This window comes from Neoluteolibacter marinus (assembly GCF_014904755.1).
GTDB lineage: Bacteria > Verrucomicrobiota > Verrucomicrobiia > Verrucomicrobiales > Akkermansiaceae > Haloferula > Haloferula marina.
This window is the reverse complement of record NZ_JACZFQ010000009.1, coordinates 21,079-42,857: the sequence shown is the minus strand read 5'-3', so window position 1 is coordinate 42,857 and position 21,779 is coordinate 21,079. Positions and strand designations below refer to the sequence as shown.

General features: G+C 64.4%; 21 protein-coding genes. 11 read left to right on the top strand and 10 right to left on the bottom strand.

Features of this window, described 5'->3' with window-relative positions:
• Nucleotides 1-482: 482 nt before the first annotated feature.
• Together IG178_RS02330 and IG178_RS02325 are read left to right on the top strand one after the other, a co-directional pair.
• Nucleotides 483-3,341, top strand: a complete 2,859-nt coding sequence (locus IG178_RS02330; RefSeq protein ID WP_193210885.1) for a site-2 protease family protein — start codon at nucleotides 483-485, stop codon at nucleotides 3,339-3,341.
• A gap of 150 nt (nucleotides 3,342-3,491) precedes the next feature.
• Entirely contained in the window at nucleotides 3,492-3,962 is a 471-nt protein-coding gene (locus tag IG178_RS02325; RefSeq protein ID WP_193210884.1) for a hypothetical protein, read from the top strand.
• Between the two features lie 39 nt (nucleotides 3,963-4,001).
• Here the strand turns inward: IG178_RS02325 and IG178_RS02320 are convergent, their stop codons facing one another.
• From IG178_RS02320 to IG178_RS26085, 4 genes are read right to left on the bottom strand one after another with little or no spacing between them, the layout of a single operon-like run.
• Nucleotides 4,002-5,222, bottom strand: coding sequence for a glutamate ligase domain-containing protein (locus IG178_RS02320; RefSeq protein WP_193210883.1), 1,221 nt, complete (start codon nucleotides 5,220-5,222; stop codon nucleotides 4,002-4,004).
• 16 nt (nucleotides 5,223-5,238) lie between these two features.
• Nucleotides 5,239-6,066, bottom strand: coding sequence for an acetyl-CoA carboxylase, carboxyltransferase subunit beta (accD, locus tag IG178_RS02315; RefSeq protein WP_193210919.1), 828 nt, complete (start codon nucleotides 6,064-6,066; stop codon nucleotides 5,239-5,241).
• Nucleotides 6,067-6,097: 31 nt separating this feature from the next.
• A complete protein-coding gene (locus IG178_RS02310) occupies nucleotides 6,098-6,856 on the bottom strand; it encodes a ComF family protein (RefSeq protein WP_193210882.1) in 759 nt (252 codons plus the stop codon).
• Nucleotides 6,857-6,861: 5 nt separating this feature from the next.
• The gene (locus IG178_RS26085; protein ID WP_193210881.1) at nucleotides 6,862-7,947 is read right to left on the bottom strand and encodes a CPBP family glutamic-type intramembrane protease; all 1,086 of its coding nucleotides are present in this window, start codon (nucleotides 7,945-7,947) and stop codon (nucleotides 6,862-6,864) included.
• Nucleotides 7,948-8,043: 96 nt separating this feature from the next.
• Between IG178_RS26085 and IG178_RS02300 the strand changes: the two genes are divergently transcribed.
• The gene (locus IG178_RS02300) at nucleotides 8,044-8,292 is read left to right on the top strand and encodes a hypothetical protein (RefSeq protein ID WP_193210880.1); all 249 of its coding nucleotides are present in this window, start codon (nucleotides 8,044-8,046) and stop codon (nucleotides 8,290-8,292) included.
• A 33-nt stretch (nucleotides 8,293-8,325) separates the two neighbouring features.
• On the opposite strand, the gene IG178_RS02295 is transcribed toward IG178_RS02300, so the two are convergent.
• A complete protein-coding gene (locus IG178_RS02295; protein ID WP_193210879.1) occupies nucleotides 8,326-9,150 on the bottom strand; it encodes a patatin-like phospholipase family protein in 825 nt (274 codons plus the stop codon).
• Nucleotides 9,151-9,240: 90 nt separating this feature from the next.
• On the opposite strand from IG178_RS02295, the gene IG178_RS02290 reads away from it, so the two are divergent.
• The 6 genes from IG178_RS02290 (at nucleotide 9,241) to IG178_RS02265 (ending at nucleotide 13,663) form a co-directional block, all read left to right on the top strand.
• Nucleotides 9,241-9,603: a HesB/IscA family protein gene (locus tag IG178_RS02290; RefSeq protein WP_193210918.1), complete on the top strand. Its 363-nt coding sequence runs from the start codon at nucleotides 9,241-9,243 to the stop codon at nucleotides 9,601-9,603.
• Nucleotides 9,604-9,606: 3 nt separating this feature from the next.
• Nucleotides 9,607-10,140, top strand: a complete 534-nt coding sequence (locus IG178_RS02285; protein ID WP_193210878.1) for a J domain-containing protein — start codon at nucleotides 9,607-9,609, stop codon at nucleotides 10,138-10,140.
• Nucleotides 10,141-10,235: 95 nt separating this feature from the next.
• Nucleotides 10,236-10,499 carry a 50S ribosomal protein L28 gene (gene rpmB / locus IG178_RS02280; RefSeq protein ID WP_193210877.1) on the top strand — a complete coding sequence of 88 codons (264 nt, stop codon included), beginning with the start codon at nucleotides 10,236-10,238 and terminating at the stop codon, nucleotides 10,497-10,499.
• Nucleotides 10,500-10,673: 174 nt separating this feature from the next.
• On the top strand, nucleotides 10,674-11,021 hold the full coding sequence (locus IG178_RS02275; protein WP_193210917.1) for an aspartate 1-decarboxylase: 348 nt from the start codon (nucleotides 10,674-10,676) through the stop codon (nucleotides 11,019-11,021).
• Nucleotides 11,022-11,188: 167 nt separating this feature from the next.
• The gene (locus tag IG178_RS02270; RefSeq protein ID WP_193210876.1) at nucleotides 11,189-11,497 is read left to right on the top strand and encodes a helix-turn-helix domain-containing protein; all 309 of its coding nucleotides are present in this window, start codon (nucleotides 11,189-11,191) and stop codon (nucleotides 11,495-11,497) included.
• Between the two features lie 162 nt (nucleotides 11,498-11,659).
• Nucleotides 11,660-13,663 (top strand): hypothetical protein, encoded by a 2,004-nt coding sequence (locus IG178_RS02265; protein ID WP_193210875.1) that lies wholly within the window; start codon nucleotides 11,660-11,662, stop codon nucleotides 13,661-13,663.
• Here IG178_RS02265 and IG178_RS02260 read toward each other — a convergent pair.
• The 3 genes from IG178_RS02260 to rpe are packed head-to-tail and all read right to left on the bottom strand — an operon-like array spanning nucleotide 13,660 to nucleotide 16,160.
• A complete protein-coding gene (locus IG178_RS02260; protein WP_193210874.1) occupies nucleotides 13,660-14,502 on the bottom strand; it encodes a peptidylprolyl isomerase in 843 nt (280 codons plus the stop codon). The two genes, IG178_RS02265 and IG178_RS02260, sit on opposite strands and share 4 nt — an antisense overlap.
• A gap of 1 nt (nucleotide 14,503) precedes the next feature.
• The gene (locus tag IG178_RS02255) at nucleotides 14,504-15,445 is read right to left on the bottom strand and encodes a hypothetical protein (RefSeq protein ID WP_193210873.1); all 942 of its coding nucleotides are present in this window, start codon (nucleotides 15,443-15,445) and stop codon (nucleotides 14,504-14,506) included.
• A gap of 46 nt (nucleotides 15,446-15,491) precedes the next feature.
• Entirely contained in the window at nucleotides 15,492-16,160 is a 669-nt protein-coding gene (rpe, locus tag IG178_RS02250) for a ribulose-phosphate 3-epimerase (protein ID WP_343225914.1), read from the bottom strand.
• 22 nt (nucleotides 16,161-16,182) lie between these two features.
• On the opposite strand from rpe, the gene IG178_RS26080 reads away from it, so the two are divergent.
• Nucleotides 16,183-16,635: a hypothetical protein gene (locus IG178_RS26080; RefSeq protein ID WP_226894645.1), complete on the top strand. Its 453-nt coding sequence runs from the start codon at nucleotides 16,183-16,185 to the stop codon at nucleotides 16,633-16,635.
• A gap of 75 nt (nucleotides 16,636-16,710) precedes the next feature.
• The gene (gene tadA / locus IG178_RS02240) at nucleotides 16,711-17,232 is read left to right on the top strand and encodes a tRNA adenosine(34) deaminase TadA (protein ID WP_343225913.1); all 522 of its coding nucleotides are present in this window, start codon (nucleotides 16,711-16,713) and stop codon (nucleotides 17,230-17,232) included.
• A 32-nt stretch (nucleotides 17,233-17,264) separates the two neighbouring features.
• On the opposite strand, the gene IG178_RS02235 is transcribed toward tadA, so the two are convergent.
• Together IG178_RS02235 and IG178_RS02230 are read right to left on the bottom strand one after the other, a co-directional pair.
• Entirely contained in the window at nucleotides 17,265-19,229 is a 1,965-nt protein-coding gene (locus IG178_RS02235; RefSeq protein WP_193210870.1) for a hypothetical protein, read from the bottom strand.
• Nucleotides 19,226-21,778: a hypothetical protein gene (locus IG178_RS02230; RefSeq protein ID WP_193210869.1), complete on the bottom strand. Its 2,553-nt coding sequence runs from the start codon at nucleotides 21,776-21,778 to the stop codon at nucleotides 19,226-19,228. The genes IG178_RS02235 and IG178_RS02230 overlap by 4 nt, the downstream gene beginning before the upstream one ends.
• Nucleotide 21,779: the final 1 nt, after the last annotated feature.

The window sequence follows — 21,779 nt, the reverse complement described above, 5'->3', positions numbered from 1 at the left end:
CCATCCCTTGGCCGACCGGGAGACTGGAGTCGAGGGCCGCGAAGCGAAGGCTCACGGCCAATCTCCCCCGGGTTCGGGTCTCTCCGAGCGAGTCGGCCGGCACACATCAAGCAGGAGAAATCCAATGGTCCCCGTCTCTGGGAGAAGCCCCGGGTTGGATCCCACCCCGGGTTTCTGACCAGTCAACGGGCCAACCCGGGCACCTACTGGAATCGAAATCGAGTGGGATCAAAATCGGACTCCGACAGCCAAACCTAAAGAATTCTTAAATTTTAAATATAATTCACAACATCGCTTCAAATCATTGTCTTTCTGATGAAAGTTAATGGATCACGACCGCTTTCACTCCGGTATCCTCGCGACTTCCGGGAGTGATCGAGGAGCCAAAACCACCCTGCTATTCTAAGCATTCCTGATTGAGCACATCGAAAGAAAGTAAAACTATCTTGATTTTCCAAAAAATCAGCAGCTAATGGCGCCGGATGCTCCCTGCATTTCCAGAGGTCACCATCGGTTTCGCCCTGCTGGCACTTGTCTTTGCGACGGGCTTGCCGCTGCTGTGCGCGCTGATCGCGGTCGCCAACGTCAAGAAGTACCGGGTCAGCGCCAAGATTTGCGATCCGACCATGGTGCCAAACGATGTGCGCCGTCGGATTGCCCCGTGGCTGAACCGGTTGGGTCATTTCGGCTTCCGCCAATTGCAAACGGCCCGGCTGGCAAGTGCCGGCTACGCGGAATCCTTCCGATGGGTGCTTCTCAATGCCGAGGAAAAGACCTACGCCACCTTGGAATGGACGGTCCCGGTGTCGGGTGCCGGTCCGCGGGTTTCCCTCTCCCTTTTCACACCACTTCGAAGCGGCACCTTGATGGTGACCCTGGACCGGCGGGTAACCCATCATCCACCGGCATGGTGGGACGACGTGCAGAAGCATTTCGGCACGGTCACCGCACAGTGGAAGCACCACTACTCGAGGATTCGCGGTGACAAGGATCGGGTCCTGCCCGAGCTGGACAAGTTCACGGCCATGTTGGCGGCCGACGAAGAAGCCCGCCACGAAGCTCTGGTGAAAGGGGGAGAGTTCGTCCCCACCCGCCAGGACCCCGATGTCCTGCGCCTCCGCTACTCCCGCCTGGTTTCCCGGGTGCTTCCGGTCCTCGGCGACTTTTTCAAGGGCCGCTATTTCCGGTCCACCACGAGGCGGGATGTCGCCGCACCGGCCAAGGCCAAAACCGAGGAAACGGAACGGATCGGTGGGGCCGTCGGCCTCTCCCTGAACCAGGCCGTGGAGCAGGACTTGAGCCGCTACCGGGCGCTCATTGCCGTGCGTTCCAGCCCCCTCGACCACTTGCGTCGCATTCTCCTTCTTGCCGGGACCATCGCCTTCTTCATCCTTCTCTTCGGACGCGACCAGCCGCTCCAGACGGCGGTCACGGTGATCTTCCTCGCCGCGCTGCATGAAGCCGGACACTGGCTGCCGATGCGCATTTTCGGCTTCCGGGGGATCCCGCCCATCTTCATTCCATTCACCGGCGCCACGGAAAGGGGCCGCAAGCTGCACGCACCGGCCTGGCAACAACTGGTCGTTCTCCTTGGCGGGCCGATCCCCGGCCTGGTCGCGGGACTGGCCATGTTGGCTCATGGTTACTTCTATCCGGACACCCCGCTGTGGATGATCGATGCTGCCGGCATGGCGGTTGCATTGAACGCCCTGCATCTGCTGCCGGTGCTGCCGATGGACGGGGGTAAGATCGTCGATCTCCTCGTCTTCCGCGACCTTCCCCTGCTCCGCCCCTTCTTTACGGTCACCGCCTCACTGTCCGCCTTTGCCGCGGCCCTCGTGCTGAAGTCCAAGGTCCTGCGTTACATCGCCATGGCCATGTTCGGCGGCGTTCTCTGGGATGTCCGCACCATCCAAGTGGTTCGCGGGGCCCGGCGGCTGCCTTGGGCCGGCGAGGTCAACGACGAGAGCGAGGCCCTGCGCCGCATTTTCCGCGGACTCCGCGAGGAAGGCCAAGGCGCCTTCATCGGCAGCGAGAACTGGCATCGGAAGATCGAAGCGCTGCTGCAGGAAGTCATGCGCAAGCGCCCGCGCCTGGCCACGCGTTTCGCCGGCGGCAGCCTGCTGGCGATCTCCGGAGCCGTCCCCGCCCTGCTCCTCGCGGGCGTCTTGCTTGGCCCCGTGCTGGGAGATGCCGGCCGCGTGGTGCGAACCGCCGCCCATGTGACCGAATTCCGCACGGCGTTTCCAAAGGAGACCCGCACGGTCTCCCAAGAGGACAAGATCGCCCTGACGGATCTGGCGGCAGAAACCGAGTCTTCGCCTGAAGGAACGCCCTTGAGCGTGCTGGATAAACCACGCAAGGCCGCCGACCTCGTCTTGCCCGTCATCGGCGGTCGCCTCGACCATCTCGACTGGACCAAGGCGAACATCGCTTCGCGGACCAACGTGATCGGCGCCCAGGTGCTCCCGATCTGGGTCGAGGCGCAATGCCTGCAAATGGAACAGGCCGGCGCGGCCGGGGATCATGCCGAGGCTCACCGGCGAGCAGGAAAGATGCTAGAGATCCTGTCCGCGGTCGAACCGGCAACCAGCATCGAACGCCGCGAACACCTGTCGGCCGTGGAGCTCCGGGTGCTCGCCATGATCGAACGCGAAGCCGCCGCCGGCCGGCTGGGGGCAGGCGACCTCGCCGCCTTCGACGACCTGATTTCCGCCCGCAACCAGGCACCCAACCCGGAGGTCGAGAATCTCCTTCTGGTCGCGGCATGGGCAGAACGAACCCGCGTCGCGGCGATCTCCGATGCCGCGGCCCAAGCCTCCCTCGATCCCCGCTTCTGGCGCGACCTCTATCCCCGTATCCGCACGGTCCGCCAGTTGCTGACCGAACAAAACACCCGCCTGATGCCTGCTTGTGTCGCCTTGACCCGCTATTGGAGTTCGACACGCCGGGTCGGCGAGATCCCGCCCTCGATCGGTTCCTCGGTCGCGGTGGCACCCGGCGAGGCCAACCTCATCCTCGATTTCTGCGAAGAGCACCGGCGGCTCGCATGGCGCCGGCTTTCGACCCTGTCCGCCCTGCGCATGGAAACCTTCCGCCAGAAGAAAGGCACCTTCCCGACCATGTGGAAACACAGCGTTCCTGGTGGTGCGTCCATCGAACTGGTTGCCAAGCCCGGCCCGCTCCTGCGCCTCACCGATCGTCGTGACCAGATGGAGCGCCGCATTCCGGTGTGGCTCACCCCCCCGACCTTGCCGAAGCCCCATCTCGGCCCGGCGCTTGACTATGACTGCCCGCTGTTCGGCTCGCCCGACCTGCCGGCGCTCTCCGCTTCCAACTGATCCGCCGGACCGCGGAGGAAGTTGACCAGGAGCACCCAAAGACCCGCAACCAGCTGGAAGGGAGCCACTTGCGCAATGTAAACTTTTGCATTGCCCTCGCCGGCCGAAGGGACTAACAGCAGCCTGCTGATTTCATCAGTTCCCCCTCAAATGAAAGCACTCGTATTGCACGCCGTTGCGCTGTTCTGCGCATTCGTTCCGCTTCATCAAGCCGAAGCCGCTCCGAAGCCCCCTCCCGTGTTCGGTGGCTGGTCCCCCGGCAAGACCTTCACCTACACGGTGACCAGCGTGATTTCGTCCGGATCCGTGGGCACCCAGATCATCAATCCCGCCCCCATCCCGAAGGGCGTCCCGGTTTATACCGTGGGGCAACAAGTGACCTTCACGATCGGCAAAAAGGGCGAACTCATCGCTCCGGGAATGAAGATCGCATTCCAGGGCGACGGCGGATCCGCCAACATCTACCTGAACAAGCCGAAGAAGGGCGCCCAGCCGTTCGCCGCGAACGTCTTCAAGAACTTCACAACGGGGGAACCCACCTCGGTGGCCCTGAGCTTCTTCACCTTCAAACTGAAGAAGCGGGTGCCCAACGTGAACACCGTCTATTACACCCTTAACTGAATCCGTCCGACGCCGTGAAGGAGGGCCCGCCGCCCTCCTTCATTGTGTACTGGAGCGGAATTCAGCTCCCTCCAGCCTGGCCTTCGCCTCGCCGACGAGGAACAGAGAACCGGCAATCAGCAGCAGCCCCTCTCCCCCGATCGCGGCTTCAAAGGCCTCGTCGAACGAGCCGTGGCACGAATGCGGCGGGGCACCTTTCGGCAATTGGGCCGCCAGCTCTCCGGCACTCACCGCCCTCGGGGTATCGACCGGACAGAAAAAGATCTTATCGGCCAACGGCGACAAGCAGGCAAGGATACCCGCCACGTCCTTGCCCCCCACGGCACTGAAAACCAGGGACGCCTTGCGGTCACCGAATTGCTCGCGCCAGGTTTCAGCCAGCACCGCGGCACCCTGCGCGTTGTGGGCACCGTCGAGCACGATCTCATGGCCCCGGAAGCCGATCCGTTCGAAGCGTCCCGGCCAGCGCACCGTCGACAACCCGTGCATCACCACCTCGTAGTCGAGCCGTAGCCCCGCGGCATGCGCGCACTCCACCGCCAGCGCGGCGTTCCAGCGCTGATGGGGCCCGGGGAGTGCGACCGGGTAGCCCACGAGCGGGGCGTCGATGAACATCAGGGGACAACGGCGCTCGTTGGCTTCCATCTCCAGCACCCGCTGGACCCCGGGTTCCTGGGGCGCGGAAAAGGCCGGCTTCCCTTCGACCAGGATCCCCGCCTTCTCCATTGCGATTTTTTCCAAGGTGTCACCCAGCCACTGCATGTGGTCCAGCCCGACGGGGGTGATCGCACAAACATCCGCGGGAACCGCCGTGGTGGCATCAAAGCGCCCGCCCATGCCCGTCTCCAGGACGATCAGGTCGCACGCACTGTCGCGGAACCAGCGCATCGCCAGCCCCAGCGTGATCTCGAAAAACGTCGGATGCGGGTCGAGACGGCCGCAGAGCTCGCGGAGTTCGGTCAGCATCGCCGCACATGCCTCCCGCGGGATTTCCTCGCCCGAAACGCGGATGCGCTCCCGGTAGTCGACCAGATGGGGCGAGGTGAACAAACCGCAGCGCGTCCCGGAAGCACGCGCCAGCGAATCGATCATCGCGCAAGTACTACCCTTGCCGTTGGTTCCGGCGACATGGATGACCTTCACCCCGTGCGCGGGATAGGCCAGGAACTCCTTCAGCAAGCGCGCCGGTCCCTCCAGGCCCAGCTTGATGCCGAACAACTGGGTCGAGAACAACCACTCGATGGACTCGGGATAAGTCACGGGGCAAGCCGTCGGCTCACGGCATCATGAAGCCCAGCAGCTGCGCCAGCTTCTCGCGCAGCTTGTCGCGCGGCACGATCGCGTCCACCAGCCCGTGATCGAGCATGAACTCGGCGGTTTGGAAGCCCTGCGGCAGGTTCTGGTGGGTCGTCTCCTTCACCACCCGCGGACCGGCGAAGCCGATCATGCACTTCGGTTCGGCCAGGTTGACGTCGCCGATGGTGGCGAACGAAGCCGTCACGCCGCCGGTGGTGGGATGGGTCATGACCGAAATGTAGGGCAGCTTTGCTTCCGACAAGCGCGCCAGCGCGCCGCAAGTCTTGGCCATCTGCATCAGCGAGAGCATGCCTTCCTGCATCCGGGCGCCGGACGATGCCGAAATGATGATCACGCCCCGCTTCTCGGCGACCGCCAGTTCGACCGCGCGGGTGATCTTTTCGCCGACCACCGAGCCCATCGAACCCGCGAAGAACTTGAAATCCATCACCGCGACCATCGCCGGCTGGCTGCCGATGGAAACCCGGCCGGTCACCACGGCGTCGTCCAGCCCGGTCTTCTCGCGCATCCCGGCGATCTTCTCCGGGTAGTTCTGGAAGCCGAGCGGGTTGGCCGAGACGAGTCCCTTCTCGGTCTCCTCGAAGCTACCCGGGTCCGCGATCAACGCGATCCGCTCGCGCGAATCCATCAGGAAGTGGTTCCCGCAATGGTGGCAGGTTTGGAAATGCTGCTTGAGTTCCAGCTGGTGGAGCATGGCCCCGCATTCGGGACACTTGGTCCACAGGCCCTCCGGCATGTCTTCACGACGCTTGTTTCGGCGGAGGGTTGGCTTGTCGAAAATGCCCATGGTGTCGGCGAGAAAACTCGTGGCGGCGAGGCTAGCCACGCATCACGGTGACGACAACCACCTTTTGAACCCCTCCCCGCCTCAGCGCCCGGGCACACTCGTCGCTGGTCGCCCCGGTGGTGAAGACGTCATCCACCAGCACCACCCCGGGAGGCTTCCCGCCGGCGAGTTTCGCACCTTCCTTCGACAGCGCGAACGCGCCTTTCAGGTTCTTCAGCCGCTGGGCGCGGTTCAGCCGGGTCTGGTTGCCGGTGCTGCGCACCCGCGTCAGCGCATGGCAGACGGGCAGCCCGGTTCCGCGGGCCATCGGCCGGGCGATCTCGGCGGCCTGATTGAAATGCCGCCACAATTCCCGAGTCCGATGGAGCGGCACCGGCACCAAGGACCAGCCGCCGGCAAGTGCCGGTTCCAGCCGGGGATCGTCCTCAAAGGCCCGGACCGCGACCCTGCCGAGTTCCGGGGCCAACTCGATCCGCCGGCTGTATTTCAACCCGTGGATCATTTCCAGGATCGCGGGATGGCAGGGAACCGCCGGCCGCGCGAAATCGAAGGCGAACGTCAGGTTGCGGCAATTCGGACACTCGGCACCGGCCCCAGCCTGGCCATCGAATTCCTCGCCGCAGCGACGGCAGAATGGTTCCTTCAACCCGGGCACCTCGGCCACGCAGCCTTCGCAAAGCGACCGGTCTCCCGTCAATCCCCCGCCACACACCTGGCAAATGCCGGGATAAAGCAAATCCAGCACCTCCGCCCACACCCCCTTGACTCGCTTTGCGGGGTCCAGGCTCATGGGCATCAAGAACGGTAATCCGCCGCGGGCTCGACCGGGCGGGTCATCAAATGCACCAGCACCCCCGTCGCCACCACCACCGACAGCGGCAGCAGTCCTTCCAACAAGCTCAACCCCACCAGCCACCGCACCACCTCCGGCAAACCCGCCACCGGCCAAGTCGCGGCCTTGAAGATGCCGATCCCGAATACCCACCCGGCATGCAGCCCGACCGGTAGCCACAGCGACGCGGTGCGGTAGCGGGCATAGGCGAGGACCACCCCGACCATCGCCAGGATGGAGAATCGCGAGACCATTGACAGCGGATCGGCAAAGCGGCTGAAGATCTGCCCCAGCAGGATGAACCCCGCGTTGGCTGCCTCCGGATCCGGCACCCTGGCCAGCGGCGGCGGCGAGAGGAAATGCACGAACGCGAACAGGAACGACAGCGACGCGATCGCCGGCGCCGGCTTCATCGCCCGCAGGAAGATCCCCAGCAGCACACCGCGGAACAACAACTCCTCGATCACCGCCACGATCAACGCACCCGGCAGGGCGCCTTTGACCGCCTTGCCCCAGTCGATCGCCTGCGGAAACCGGTTCAAAGCCCCCTTGGTCGATGCGGCGGCATCCTTCCACATGAAGCACCCCGCCTGCAGCATCAGCCATCCCGATAGCAGCAACAAGCCGGCCGCAATCACAAATCCGGTTCCCGCCTGCCACCATCCTTGCGGGTTCCGCTTCAACGGCTGGCCCGAATTCAAAATCACCACGCTGTCCGGCAGCCGCAGCGACCATGGCGTGTCGCGGAAGCTTCCCGGCCCCCGCCCCAGCCGCAGCCAGCCCATCAGCGGGAAGAGCAGCACCAAGGCCGAAAGCATCAGCGCCCGGTTGAAAAACGTGGGAAAGTCCGCCCGGCCGGCCGCCTTGGCCACAAAATTGATCGCGCCGTTGGACTGCCGCCCCTCGACCACTTCCGACAGCCCCTTCCCAATCTGGTAAAGCCATGGCGCCAGCAGCGCTCCCAGTGCAAGGGACGCCGCAACGTATGCGAAAATCTTGATCACATCACTTTGCAAGGCGCGGCGCACGGCCATGAAACTGCGGATCACCGGGAAGGGTGCCAAGTTCCAATTCCGCGGGCGCGAGGCTCCACGGGCCCCGATTGGCGCTTGGCAGCAGCGGGTGCTTGGGGCATTGCTCCCGCCATGGAGACCCACGAGTGGCGTGAACGGACGGAGGAAGGCTTGCGCTTTTGGCAGGCGACGCGGCACGCCGGCAAGTGGAAGCTCCAGACCTCCCTCCAGACCGACCCCGAATGGGAAATCCTCGATCCCGCGCCGCGCGAGGTTTGGGAAAAACTCCGCGACGTTCTCTGGCGGAAATACCAGCGGCGGCGCTGCCCCTGGGAGTGGATCGAAGCGATCGACAAGATGCTCGCCGAAGACGGCAACTAGCCGGCCCTGTCGGATCGGCGCACGCGTTGCACCCTACCAAGCCACCGCCCTGCCGGACTCGTATCCGCGGTCATAGCAAAGTGGCGCCCGGCCCTGGCGGAACAAGCCGGGAACCGGCGTGCGGGTGTCGACCTCCACCAGGCGCTTGCCCTTCACCTGCGCCAGCTCGCGCCGATGACGGTGAAGCTCTTCACAAACCGTCGCATGGGCCGAGCCAATCGAGGTGGCGATGGTTTCCCAGGATACCGCGGGCCCGGTGCCATCCTCGTGACGGATGCGATGGACGATGATCGTGTCGACGTCCGGGTCATCGAGCCATTGCTCGAAGGGAGCTTCGCAGGCGACCCCGCCGTCGATGTAGCGGCGCCCGTCGACCCGCTGGATTCCGATCAACCCCGGAACCGCACAACTGGCGACGATCAGTTCGGCCAAGGGACCGGAGTTCAGCACCTCGGTGCGGTGGAGGTCGGCATCGGTGACCGCGATCTCCATGGTGGGTGACGCCAGGTTGCCCACATCCTCCACGCGGAGCAGTCCTCGCAGGTGCTTGACCGCACGCTTGCCCGAAAAGATCCCCGATGCCCACAGGACCGAGAGGACTCCGGGGAGACGCAGGAAGGCGGCCCAATCGGCGAAGGACCAGCGCAGCGCCGAATCGAGCACCGCCTCTTTCAAAGCCTCGCCGCGCAGGCCGGCCGCATGGAGAGACCCGGCCAAGGCTCCGGCGGAGGAACCCGACACTTTCGCGGGGTGCAGGCCGGCAGCCGCGAGACCGTTGAGGAAGCCGGCATGGGCGTAGTATCCCAACAAGGATGATCCAAGGGCGACGGCGAGTCCGGGTGTGGGTTCCTGCGGCATGGGCGGCGCGCGGAAGGTAGTGAAGCCGGTCGCCTTGGCCAGTTTTCAGTTTTCAGCGGGGCCCGGCGCGGCGAGGATGCCGGCGTGACGATGCCTGCGGCAGTGAATTTCAAGATCGGCAACGAAAAGCTCGTGCGCGTGCTGGACGCGGCATCCGCCCACCTGCGCGGACTGCTTGAGAAGCAAGGACGCCCCGAGGGTGCCCTGCGGATCGCGGTGATCGGCGGCGGCTGTAGCGGCCTCCAGTACAAGATGGATCTGGTCGACGGCCCCCGCGACCGCGACATCCTGGTGCCCAGCAACGGCGTGAACGTGGTGATCGACCCGAAGAGCGCGCTTTTTGTCAGCGGCAGCGAACTCGATTGGTCCGACGACCTCCAGCAGGGCGGCTTCAAGGTGAGCAACCCGAACGCCGTGGTGACCTGCTCCTGCGGGGAAAGCTTCGCGGCTTGAGCCATGGATCCGTTCGAGCGACTGGGGCTGGAGCGGCGGCTGGCGCTTTCCGAAGAGGAACTGCGCGAAGCCTTCCGGACCGCGGGAAAACAAGGCCACCCCGATGCCGGCGGCAGCGGCGAGGATTTCGCCCTGTTGCAGCAAGCCTATCGTCAGCTTTCGAGGCCTTCCGGACGCCTCCGCGCCTGGCTTTCCGCCCGCGGTATCCCCGGGGAGGACCGCGGAGCGATTTCACCGCGCCTGCTCGATCTTTTCGGCACGGTTGGCGCGGTGCTGCAACGGGCCGACGCCGTCGCCAAAAAGCGCGGGGAGAGCCACAGCGCCCTGGCCAAGGCCATGCTCGAACCCGAGGTGCAGGAGACCCGCGAGGCCCTCGAGGCGTGCCTCGGGGAGGTCGCCGCGGCGCTCCAGGACGAAGAGACCGCCTTTCCCGAAATCGAGGCCGGCGACGGGGATCCCTGGCTCACGGTGCGCAATCTGGCCTTCCTGGAGAAGTGGCAGGGCGAGCTGAAGGCCCGATTTTCGGCACTTTGGTGAGAAAGGTTGCGGAATTCGCCAAGATTCGCCTTGACGGTTCGCCGCGCGCCACCATTCTCTCCGCCCCGCGAAAGCAACCCTTTCCCTTTTTCATCATGGCCCGCGTCTGCAGCATCCGAGGAAGCCGAGTCCGTTCCGGCGGTAAGATCAACCGTTCCGGTCTCGCCAAGAAAAAAGGCGGTATCGGCCGTCACGTCACCAAGGTGGTGAAGCGCAAGGTCGCGCCCAACCTCCACTCCAAGCGTATCTGGGTTCCTGAGCTCGGCCGCTGGGTGCGCCTGACCCTGAGCGCCAAGGCGATCAAGACGATCAACAAGAACGGTGCCTATGTCACCCTCAAGGAAGCCGGGCTGCTGTAAGCCGGCGCTTCCCCATAACTGATTTCATGATGAAACGGCCCGGAGAATTCTCCGGGCCGTTTCTTATTGTCTCCGGGTTCCTGGCCCGTTGCGGACCGCAGGCACCGCGGATCACACCTCGATCGACCTTGCCGCTTGACGCACGCGGCGGCGCCCGGTTTCTTCCCGCCCGCCATGCTCCACCAGGTGCTCAAATCCAAGCTTCACCGGGCAATGATCACGGCTGCCGACGTCGAATACGAAGGCAGCATCGAGATCCCCACCGACCTCATGGACACCGTTGGCCTCTGGGCCGGCGAGAAGGTCCTGGTTGCCTCCATTACCACCGGCAACCGTCTCGAGACCTATGTCCAGCCGGGTCCGGCCGGCACCGGTCACATCATCATCAACGGCGGCGCAGCCCACCGGATCAAAAAAGGAGAACGCGTCGCCATCATGGCTTTCGGCCTCTCTAACACGCCTGTATTGCCCAAGAAGGTCGTTCTCGACGAAAATAACGCGATCATTCGCGAAGGAAAATAGCGCAAGATCGGGTAAGAAACCGTTTCAAACACGGCATTTCCTGACAACCGCCGCCGCCTCTTCAATTTGCTTAAATTTTTTTACTTGCGAAAAGTTAAGCAATTTTTTGAATAACAGACTTTTTTACAGTCGCGCGTGGGGCTTATTGCTGCTAGAATCGCGTCGCTATGGCAACCACCACGAAACGCACCCGGTTTTCACGCCGGCTTCCAGATCACGTCACGGATGAACTCTGCAACGTCCTCGCGGAAGACAAGGTGTTTGGCTTCAATGACCTGTTCGAGCGGGTGTTCGAGAACCTCAAGGTACGCAACGCCGTCAGCGGCGGGGAAGAGATGCTTCGTTTGCGGGCCTATGAAAAGCTCCAGAACCTCGTGACCCGCGGCCTCGTCGAGAAGATCGGCAAGGAGTACAAGGGCACCAAGCGCGTCCACGAGGCGTCGAGCGAGTTTCTCGCCCAACAGCAGGAAGATTGAGCCAACCGGGTGATCCAGATCACCCATTGCCTCCCCTTTGAAATGAACCCGCGCCGGACTTCCGGCGCGGGTTTTTCTTATCTTGGAGTTAGGTTTCGAAATTTCGGAATCCAGTTATGACACGACCGGATTGATTCACCGGCGCTTCCGGTCAATCTCGCGATGTTGAACGATCACCACGCCGAAGATCCGCTGGTCGAAGCCTTGATGAAGCCGCTGGGCCACAAGCCGGCCTACGAATTCATCGCCCTCCAGATGACCGGCCACGCGCGGCAACAGCTGCCGCACGGCTTCGACTCGGCCTGCCAGGAGACGGCGGATCACCTGCGTTCCAAGCATTGCCCGGGACGATGGAAATCGCGGAGCATCCGGCTCCTCACCCTCTTCGCGCTGGTGACTGGAATCGCCTACTTTCTGCCGGGTCGACCACTCCAGGAGCTCCGGCTGCTCCTGATGGCGCAGGAACACCAGCTTCCGCAGATTCTCACCAACACACTTCGTGGCGACGAGCGGGTACGTCGCGAGCGCATCCTGTCGCGGATCCCTGCATCCGACGCCCGCATCCTTTTCGGAGATCCCGACGCGGAAAGCCCCGATCTGAAGTGGCAGGCTCTGGCAGAGGAGGAACCGAACGATCCCGGACGCTATGCCGACCACGCGCTCCACGTCCTCGCCACCACCCTGCAGCTCCCCCCCGACTTCACGGAGCACGCGGAACGGATCGATCCCGGCAACGGCTACTACCACTTCGTCCAGGGTATCACCGAATTGGAGCGGGCCTCCCGCTATCTTGCTCTCGCCAATTCCGCCATGGACCAGGCACTCCGTGCGTCCCGCCTGGAAGATCCCACGAGAATCACTTGGCAGGAACGCCTCGAGCTGCTTCCCGATGAAGAGCTCTGGGCAGACATCAAGGTCAACGCGCGCTTCCTGGGAGAAGATGCACCGGGACGATCGACAAACATGGCATGGCAAATCGTGCTGCTCCAGCTGGCGGAAGAGGCGCAGTCCAGCGGGGATTCCACTGCGACGGCGAAGTACACGACCCTATGGATTACCACTCTTGCTCATGGCCTGAAACACGCGCGCACCGCGAAGGACCTCCTGGAAATGGCCACGATGACCCATCTCGTCGTTTCCAGTACTCCTGTCGGCCGATCCAATCCCTTGCTGGCCACCCCGGCCTTCAAGGACACTTCAGCATTAGCGGAAAGGTGTGATCGACAGGCCACCCACATGGTCGGTGGCCTACCTCCGGAAAGCTACTTTGCCACCAAGGCGTCCGTGATCGGGAACAGGTCGCGGGTCACCGCTGACTTGACCAGACCCGGGATCGCCGCGGAATGGGCGATGCATGAACGCCTCATCGGCTGGGGCGGTGTGCTCCTTGCGACGCTGCTTTTCGCGATCTACCTGATGGTTCGAAACGCCCACCGCGGCCAATCCCGGCTGGTCGACCGGATCGGCCAGATCCTTCATCCCGCCGACCACGCCTTGCTGCTTGCCGTCCCGCTGGGACTCCCCTTCGGACTCTACCTGGCAGCTACCCGATGGCCCGGACACGAATGGTCGCAGACGCCACTCTCCCAGCCGCAAGATCCCCGATTCGGACTGCTGGCCATCCTCCAGTTCTCCTGCCTGATCGCCGTTCCCCTGCTTGCGCTCGAAACCGCCCGCTGGCGGCTGGCCCGGCGCGGCAGCGCCTTGGGAATGGCGGGACGGGGAATCCATCTGGGAATGATTCCCCTCGCCATGGTCCTCGGCTCCTTGGTGGGAGCGGCGATCTTTTCGCGGATCGACCCTCCACTACTCGGCCAGAGACTGCCGATGCTCGGCATCGCCGGCGGCGCCGCGGCCGGGTTCCTCTGGCTGATCGCCCTGGTGGTCTGGCACTTCGCGGCACCGGCCGAAAGCTTCACCGAACGCCTGGTGCGCTTGCGGGCGATCCGCTGGCCGATGCTCCTCGGCATGTTCATCATCACCGGCGGCATGTTCGCCGTGCGCTGCCACGAAGTTCAGCTGGTGAAGCTCAACCGCTACGAAAAATCGCCACGGACCCACGGAGGCCACCTGACCCTGGCGGACCAGCAGTTCTTCGAGGAATGGCAGCCTCTCCTCCTCGAGGCGATCCTGAGGGTGGAGCGGGAAATGCCGAATTCACCCTAACGCTCGATCTGCGCCGTGGCCCTGAGCTTTGCCGCCAGCTCCCTGAGGACCCCGACTTTGCGTCCCCGCTCGACTTCTTCCCGGACAACGTCGCGAACTTCCTCGAAGGGCTGAACGACGGCCGGCCGGACTTCCACCGCCTTCACCAGATGGAGCGCCTGTTCATAGTGGAACACCGGGCCCACTTCCCCTTCCTCCAGGGAAAACAACATCACTTCAAAGGGATTGAAGACGCGTTCGTGCTCGATCCATCCCAGTTCGATGTCCCCGCCCCGCTTCTGGGTGTGGGCCTTGGCGAGTTCCGCGAAATCCTCGCCAGCAAGAGCCTGACGGCGCAGGTCGAGCATGGCCGAGTAGTCCTCCCACGGATCCACGCTCTCGGGAAAGCGGACCAGATGAAGCACCTTCGCCGCGGGCGGCTGCCGGAACCGCGCGGCATTCTCCGCATGCCACCTGCGGAGTTCCGGTTCCCCCGCCTCCGGCAAATCACGCCACAAGCCTTCCGTGAAAGCCTCCATCCTCAATTGCGAGATGGTTTCGGCACGCAGCGACTCCCGCTCGGCGTCGAGCAGATCCCACGAGGCGCCATGCTCCCGCCACTGGCGCAGCGTCGCCTCGAATGCGCTCCGCACCTCGTCGGCCGGCGGCTCCGGCACCCGCTTTTCCGCTTCCTGGGCAAGGAGAATGCCGTCGATCACTTCTTCCTCCGCCCGTTGCCGGAACTCTTCGTCGCGCTCACAGCACGAGATCTCGCTGAGGATTTCCGCCTCGGCCTTGATCCGCGTGAACGCCTCTTCGATCAGTCCGGCATCCACGGCCTCGCCATTGACTCGCAGCATCTCAACGAGGGGGCATGGACGGCGGGGCGTGCTGCTCCATCAAGGTCGAACGCGCGGCAAGGGTCGCCCGGTACTGGGCCAGCTGCCCGGGGGTGAGGATCGGCGTCAGCTGGTTGATCTTCCAGTTCATCACGCTCCGCTGGGCCTCGATCAGCCGCTGGTGGACCTGCTGCGGGTTGTCCATGCCCTCGGGATCCATCATGACATCGCCCATTTGCTCCATCACTTCGGAGTGCGCGCCGCCGATGATCCCGAACGACTCGTTGAGGAGCGCCCAACCTTCCGGCCGCTTTGAAGCCGCGTCGGCGCTGCCCGCCAGCAAAACCTCATAGGCACGGTCGCGCTGCTCGGGCGAGAGGTCGATTTGACCGATCAAATCCGCCAAGTCGCGCTGGGCGCGCGCCTCGATATCGTTCTCCTTCTCGCGCTCCTTGAAGGCGTGGTAGGCGTCGAACTGCTCCTGATCGAGGATCTTCTCCAGCTCGCCCTCGAAGCGCCGCTCCGCCTGGGTCGCCAGGCCCAGCACTTCGGCCGGCGGTTTGCCGCCACCGTTCAACTGGCGGAATCCGTCGCGCCGGTTCGCCAGCATCACCTTGACCATGTCCCGCTGCTCCGGGCTCAGGCCGAGCGCTTCGGCCAAACGCGTCAGCCGGGCGTTCTCCGCCCGCTCGGTGGCATCGCCGAAGCTGTTCTCGAACTTTATCTGCGCCGACACCGTCTTCGGGTCCGCTTCCGCCTCGCCGCCACCCCGGGCCTTGAGGATCAGCGGCCGCTCGTCCCGCTCGCGCAGCTTCCCCCCCACGGCGACGGGGCGCTTGCCCGGAATGCCCCCCGCCCCGGCGACGTCCTGAGGCGTCGGATCCGCGGCCCCGGGCTTGAGGATCCAACCGGCGGCGAAACCCACCAGGGCGGTCGCGGTGGCAATGAGATGGGACGATTTCATGAAACGGACATGGAAAGAGCGCCGCCGGCCGGCATTTTCGTCGGTATCAGGCCTCGCGGATCGCCCGCACCGCAGCCGCCATGTCCGGCGCCCGGTACGTGGAGGAACCCGCGACCATCACATTGGCCCCGGCTTGCGCACACTTCGCCGCGGTGACCGCGTCGATGCCGCCGTCGACCTCGATGTGGTAGTGCAACTCGTGCTTTTCGCGCCAAGCAGCCGCCGCCGCGATTTTCGGCAGCACCTCTTCCATGAACGGCTGGCCGCCGAATCCCGGCACCACCGTCATGCACAGCAGCAGGTCGATCTGGTCCAAGTACGGTTGGGCCGCCTCCACGGGCGTCGCCGGGTTGATCGCCAGCCCCGCCTTGCAGCCCGACTCGCGGATCCGGTGCAGGGTCTCCGCGACATCGTGCCCGGCTTCCACGTGCACCGTGATCAGGTCCGCCCCCGCGGCGACGAAGCGCGGCAGGTAGTGGTCCGGCCTCGAAATCATCAGGTGGACGTCGAGGAAAATGTCGTTGGTTTCATGTACCGCCTGAATCACCGCGGGGCCGAAGGAAATGTTGTCGACGAAGTGCCCGTCCATCACGTCGAGGTGAAGCCAGTCGGCGCCCGCCTTGATGGTGCGGGTCACTTCCTCGCGGATGCGGGAAAAATCGGCGGCAAGCAGGGACGGAGCGATGACACGGTCACGGAAAGTCGGCGGGATCACGCGGCGGAGCGTGAAGTTCCGAGTGAAAAGTGCCAAGTGCCAAGAAAGGCAGGGATGGCGCGGCAGCGATTTGCTTCTGGAATCGGCCCCACCCGCCGAACCAGATTTCCGAAGAATGAACCTTCGTTCGGAAATTCGGCAAAACCTCCAGCTCTTCTCGGCGATCACGCTCGGAATCGGATTCATGGTGTGCTCCGCCGGAGTTTTCGGTATCTGGCTTCAAGGGGAGTTCTATTCCATCGGTTGGAGATCCGCGACGGAGGGTGAAGTCGCCATGGCCATCATTTTGCCGGGTTTTGTGACCACCGCGGGGTGCCTGCTTGTGGCACCGGTGATTCTCTGCAGTCCGATCACCGCCAATTGGAGCACCCGGCGCCGGGCCATCGTCTATCTCGCATTCGCCGGGCTACTTCTCGGCGCCTGTGCTGTTGCGGGACTCGTTTCCGCCGCGAAGATCGGCAAGTTCCTCTTCTAATTCGGGGACAGCCGTCGAATTCCTCAGTTCATTTGCCACTTGGAACTTCCCTGCTTTGGGCTTCAGCCTTCCCCCGTGGACCCGATCATCGACCTCGCCAGCGACGACCATTTCATGACCCAGGCCCTGCGCGAGGCCCGGCGTGCTTACGCTGCCACCGAGGTGCCGATCGGGGCCGTGATCGTCAAGGAAGGCAAGATCATCGCCCGCGCCTGGAATCAGGTCGAAACCCTGCGCGACGCCACCGCCCACGCCGAGATGCTCGCCCTCACCGCCGCGCAGACCGCGCTCGGCGACTGGCGGCTGGAGAAGTGCACGCTCTACGTCACCAAGGAACCCTGCCCGATGTGCGCCGGCGCCATCGTCCATTGCCGACCCGAGCGGGTGGTCTTCGGCTGCCCCGACCCCAAGGGCGGCGCCGCCGGCGGCTGGATCAATCTGCTGGACGCCAATCCGCCGCTGAACCACCGCTGCGAGGTCACCGCCGGGGTCCTCGGAGACGAGTGCCTGGGAATGATCCAGAGCTTCTTCCGCGAGGCCCGCGAGCGGAAGAAGAACGGCGAGCCCAAGCCGCGGATCCACGACGGGGAAACCTGACTCAACGCCGCCGGAACCGACGGATCAACGGCTCACGGTTTGGTCCGCCAGGTCCGTGTGCTGGAATCGTATTCCAAGTTTTCCAGGTTCGCCCGGAGGAAGCCAAGCGGGTCCGCCGCGGCCTCGGGAATGAGCGCAACCACCGGTTCCGGTGACCGTCCGTCGCGACTCGCCAGTGCCCGGACGAGAATCTCCAGCCCGCTCCGGTCTCCCAACTCGGCCGCCCATGCGGCGACCATCCCCGCGCTTCCGGATCCATACTTCCGCCGCTTCCACATCTCGGCAACGAAGCCTTCCCAATCAAAACCCGGATACTCGCGCAGCAGCGGGCCAATCCGCTCCACGTCGCCACCGAGCCGCGTCGCGATCCTTCCCAAGTCGCCGGCGAGGTCCGGATCCTGCTCCCGCGCCAGCAGCTCGATCGCCTCCGGCGGGAGGGACTGCCCGCGCTGAAGACGTCCCCTAAGCGCCGGCAGCGCTTGCTTCGTCCAGCCTTTCGCGATGAAGACCTCGGTAAGACGCGGTTCCACTGCCAGCCGTTTCTCCAGCTCCGGAAGATCCTCGTCGCCGGCATGCTTGAGCAGGACGGGACGCACGATGGCATCCCACTGGCCCCAGGACCATGCGGGCCAGCGGAGCACCTGAGGCACCAGACGACGACCCTTGGTGAGAAGGTCCCGGATGAAGGGGGCGTCCTGTTTCTCTCCCTGCCAGCTCAGCCGCAGAAGGGACATGCAGGCATCGACCTGCACCTCCAGGCCCGCCTCCTCCTCGGTCGGAATGTCGGGGGTGATCAGGAAGGTTCCATCCTGGTTGCTCAAGAATGCCTCGAAACTCCCGGGCCTGCGATCCTGCCTGTCATTCCGGTCGATGCGGGTCCGGTTCCAGCGGACCGGAGTCGCGATGTCCGGCGCTTCCAGGACGTCGAGCTGTCCGAAAACCCACAGCTCCGCCCCGTCCATGACCTCCGACCGCGACCGCCGGTTCGCTGGCAGGATCAGGGGCGAAAGGAATCGCACGGTCACCACCACCTCGTCCAAGGGCGCCAAGGCGAGGTCGGCGGAACTCAGGACCAGGGTGCCATCGACCGCGGACGCGAACGGACCGCCACCATACCGGACGAGCAGGCAGGACCGGCGCAATGCCTCCTGGATCCCACGGATTTGTCCGGGCGAGCCACGCACGCTGAACCGCAGCTCGAGGTCCGACAGCTTCCAGGTGATCCCGCGGATTCGCCACTCGAGCCCGTCCCCGGAGCGCTCCGTTTGACCTTCTTCCAGTATCACCTTCCGCACCAACCGGACCGCGGGGCTCGCTTCAACTTCAAGATACGAGGAATTGGATCGTGCGGCGATGACCGTCGGGGAACCGGGCAGCGCCCGAAACACGGGTGCCGTGATCTCGGTGGCGGATAGCTGCACTTCGCGCTCACCGTTCATCACGCGGTACTGCAGCGCTGCACCGGGCGCCCCGACCCACGCCCCGGCCAACTTCACGAGCAATAGCAAGCTTCCGCCCCATACCAGTGCCCGCACCACCTTGCGCGATCCGGACCTCCGTGAAACCATCGCGGCGATCTGGAGAAAGGCCGCCAGAAAAACCAGACGCTGGACCACCGGAAGCGCCTCGTGGCTCAACCAATGCCCGATGCCCGCGGCGTTCGACGGTGCCCAGAACGACACCACGAAACCCCGGGCCAGCAACGGCGGCACCAGGGCCAGTGCAACCAATGCAATCCGCGACTTTGTAGCCTCGCCGCGGGCCAGCGGACGGACCTCCTTTCCTCCCAAGGTGCCGAACACCTCGTCGGCGAGCGAGATTCTCAGGACGACCCACAGCGCCGCGATCACCTCGATGCGGGCCGCACCCGCCAGCAGGTCGATCGGGGAATTGCGCAGGGTAAGAAGGTCGCAGGTAAACGTGATCCCCCACCACAGCACCAGCTCGACGCGGAAGCGCCGGAAGTAGGTGGCGAATAAATGTCGGAATGGATTCATGGCGATTCAGCTTCGATCTCGGGGTTCTTGAGCCGCCACTGCGCGGCGAGCGGGTCGTATTCGAAATCTTCCGCGGAATGACGCTCGTGGAACTCTTTCCACTTGTCCTTGTCATCCCCGAGCCCGGCCGGCTCCCCGATCGCTTCCGCCATTTCCCGCAGGTGCTGTCCCCATCCGAAAGGTTTCCGGGGGATCCTCCACAGTTCCCACAGCCGGGCGAATGCCGGTTGGATCCCGTGGACGGCAGGAGCCATGAGTTTACGACGCAAGTAGTAGCTGTCGTGGCCGTCGCCCGCTTTCCGGGCGACGAGGTCGGCGGCGATTGCCTCCATCGCCGGGTCGAGCAAGGGCCCGATCCCGGGGAGTTCACGGATGGAGTAGTAAGCGCCCGGCTCGTAGGCCGCCGCGAGCGACCCGACCAACTTCGGGTAGGTCGCCGGATCTTCGTAGCGGCACACCGCCGCCGCCCATTTGTCGTCGCAGCCGTCCATCGCGGGGAAGCGCTTCATCACTTCCGGGCGCGCTTTCTCCAGCCAGCCCCGCGCCATGATGACGTCGAGGAAAGGCCCGCCCTTTCCAAACGCCTCGATCAGGTCGTCCCGCCGGTTTTCGGGAAGCCAGTCCTTGATGGCTCTCGGAAGGGGCCCCCACGGATCATCCGGGCAATTCAGGAACAATTCGGGAAACCTCGGCACCAAGGGTCCGAGGGCTTGGATCGGCCAGTCCCCGCGATCGTGATAGATCATCAGATGCTGCAACCAGAGCGACGCTTCTTCCAACGTGCAGGTTTCCGGATCCGGCATCGCCAGCGGGCAGTTGATCTCGTTGTTCCGCGGTCCCGGCGGGGCTCCTTGGATCACCTCGAAGGGACGGCTGTCCTTGCGAACCACCGGAACCGTGGCGGGCCCTTCGGAACGCACCCGCGCGCGCACCTTGCCGAGCACACGGGGTTCGAAGACGAGGAACTTCGCCCCTGTCAAGTCGGGCGGCGGGGGAAGCGGAAGGACCCGCTCTTTCCCGTCCTCGAACACGCGTTGCTCCTGCGGGGCGCGGGAAAACACGGAACGACCGGCCGACACCTCGGCGAGCAGGCTCCGGCTCTCCACCCTTCCCTGTCCACCGATTTCATAAGTCCGGTCTTCGGAAGGGAGATAGAGTAGCACCCGCAGGGTCTGCAATGGATCCACCGGCGAAAGCCCCGGAGATTCCGGATATCGCAGCCAATCAAGCACCAGTTGCGGGTACGGCGTCGCTTCGAACTTCGCTCGAGCCTGCATCCCTGTCTCCCGGAATGCCGTCTCCTCCCCGAGGGACAGCTCGAAGATTTTCTCATACCGGCACACCACGCCGAAGAGCCGGGCATCGACCTCGACCCTCCCGTCATCTTCCGCCATCACATCGGGATCGAACACCCCGAGATAGAGGGACCCCGGCCGGCTCATTGGCATGAACTCGTTGGGATCCGGAATCTCCTTCGATTCCGGAAGAGGCACGAAGTTGGCCATGCCCCCCGATACGGCCGGGGGTACCATGCTGCCGCGTCCCATCGGTTCACGACGCCACTTGAAATGGGGAATTTCCCGCCCTCCCCGCGTGCGCAGCGGGTATCCCTTCTCGAGCATCCACCACACGTGCAATCCATCCTCGGTTCCCGAGGTCTTCAGGCCCAGATAGGCATCGTAAGGGCGAAAGTTCGACCCGTCTCCCAGCTCCACCCGGATCTTGCCCTTCCAATCCGCCAGCGATTGCAAGGGATGGGAGCCGAGCGGCGGCTGCGCCGGCTTCACCAGATTCGGCAATACCGCCAGGACCAGGCACCCCAGGGCAATCCGCCAGGTTCCTTGGCGCCGACGGAAAACCATCAACAGCACGCCGATCGCGATCACGCACAGTCCCAAGGGCCACCAGTTGCTGAAGTCGCTCCCCCACACGTCGCTGCGAAGCGCGGATCGCCAGTTGGTCCCGACGAAGGCCGAACGTCCCGGACCAAATGCCCGGGCGATTCCGCCGAGCGCTCCCAACGCGGCCACTGCCGCCAGCCATGCCCAGAATCCGCCACAGAGCCGGCCGAAAAGCATCGAGAGCAGGTGAAGGAGGAAAATCACGGAACCGGACCGGACCGCCAGGGCCACCATCGGACCACTCCCGAGGTCCTGCCGTAGCGCCACGGCTTCCACGATCAGCAACTGCGGCAGGACCAGGAACACGATCAGCGCCATCCCCTTCGCCATCACGGAGGCGCCCCGGGCCAGCGGCCGGGTCCGGCTCCAGGCGATCCCGCCGAATCCCAGCATCGCGGCGATCGCCACGAGATAGGATTGCAGCAAGCCCGGTCCGAACGGAATCCCACCTGTCAGAAGGTAGAGGGTTTTCCGCCACCGGGGCGAAAACCATGCGCTTTGGATCCATCCCCCGGTGAAACGATGAATTTCGGTGTCGCCCGTTTCGAACCTGAAGGCCGGGACCGCCATCACCACCATCGCCAGCCAACCCGTTACGATGAAGGGCCACAGCCGCCGCCAGTCGGTCTTGATCAGATGCAGGATCATG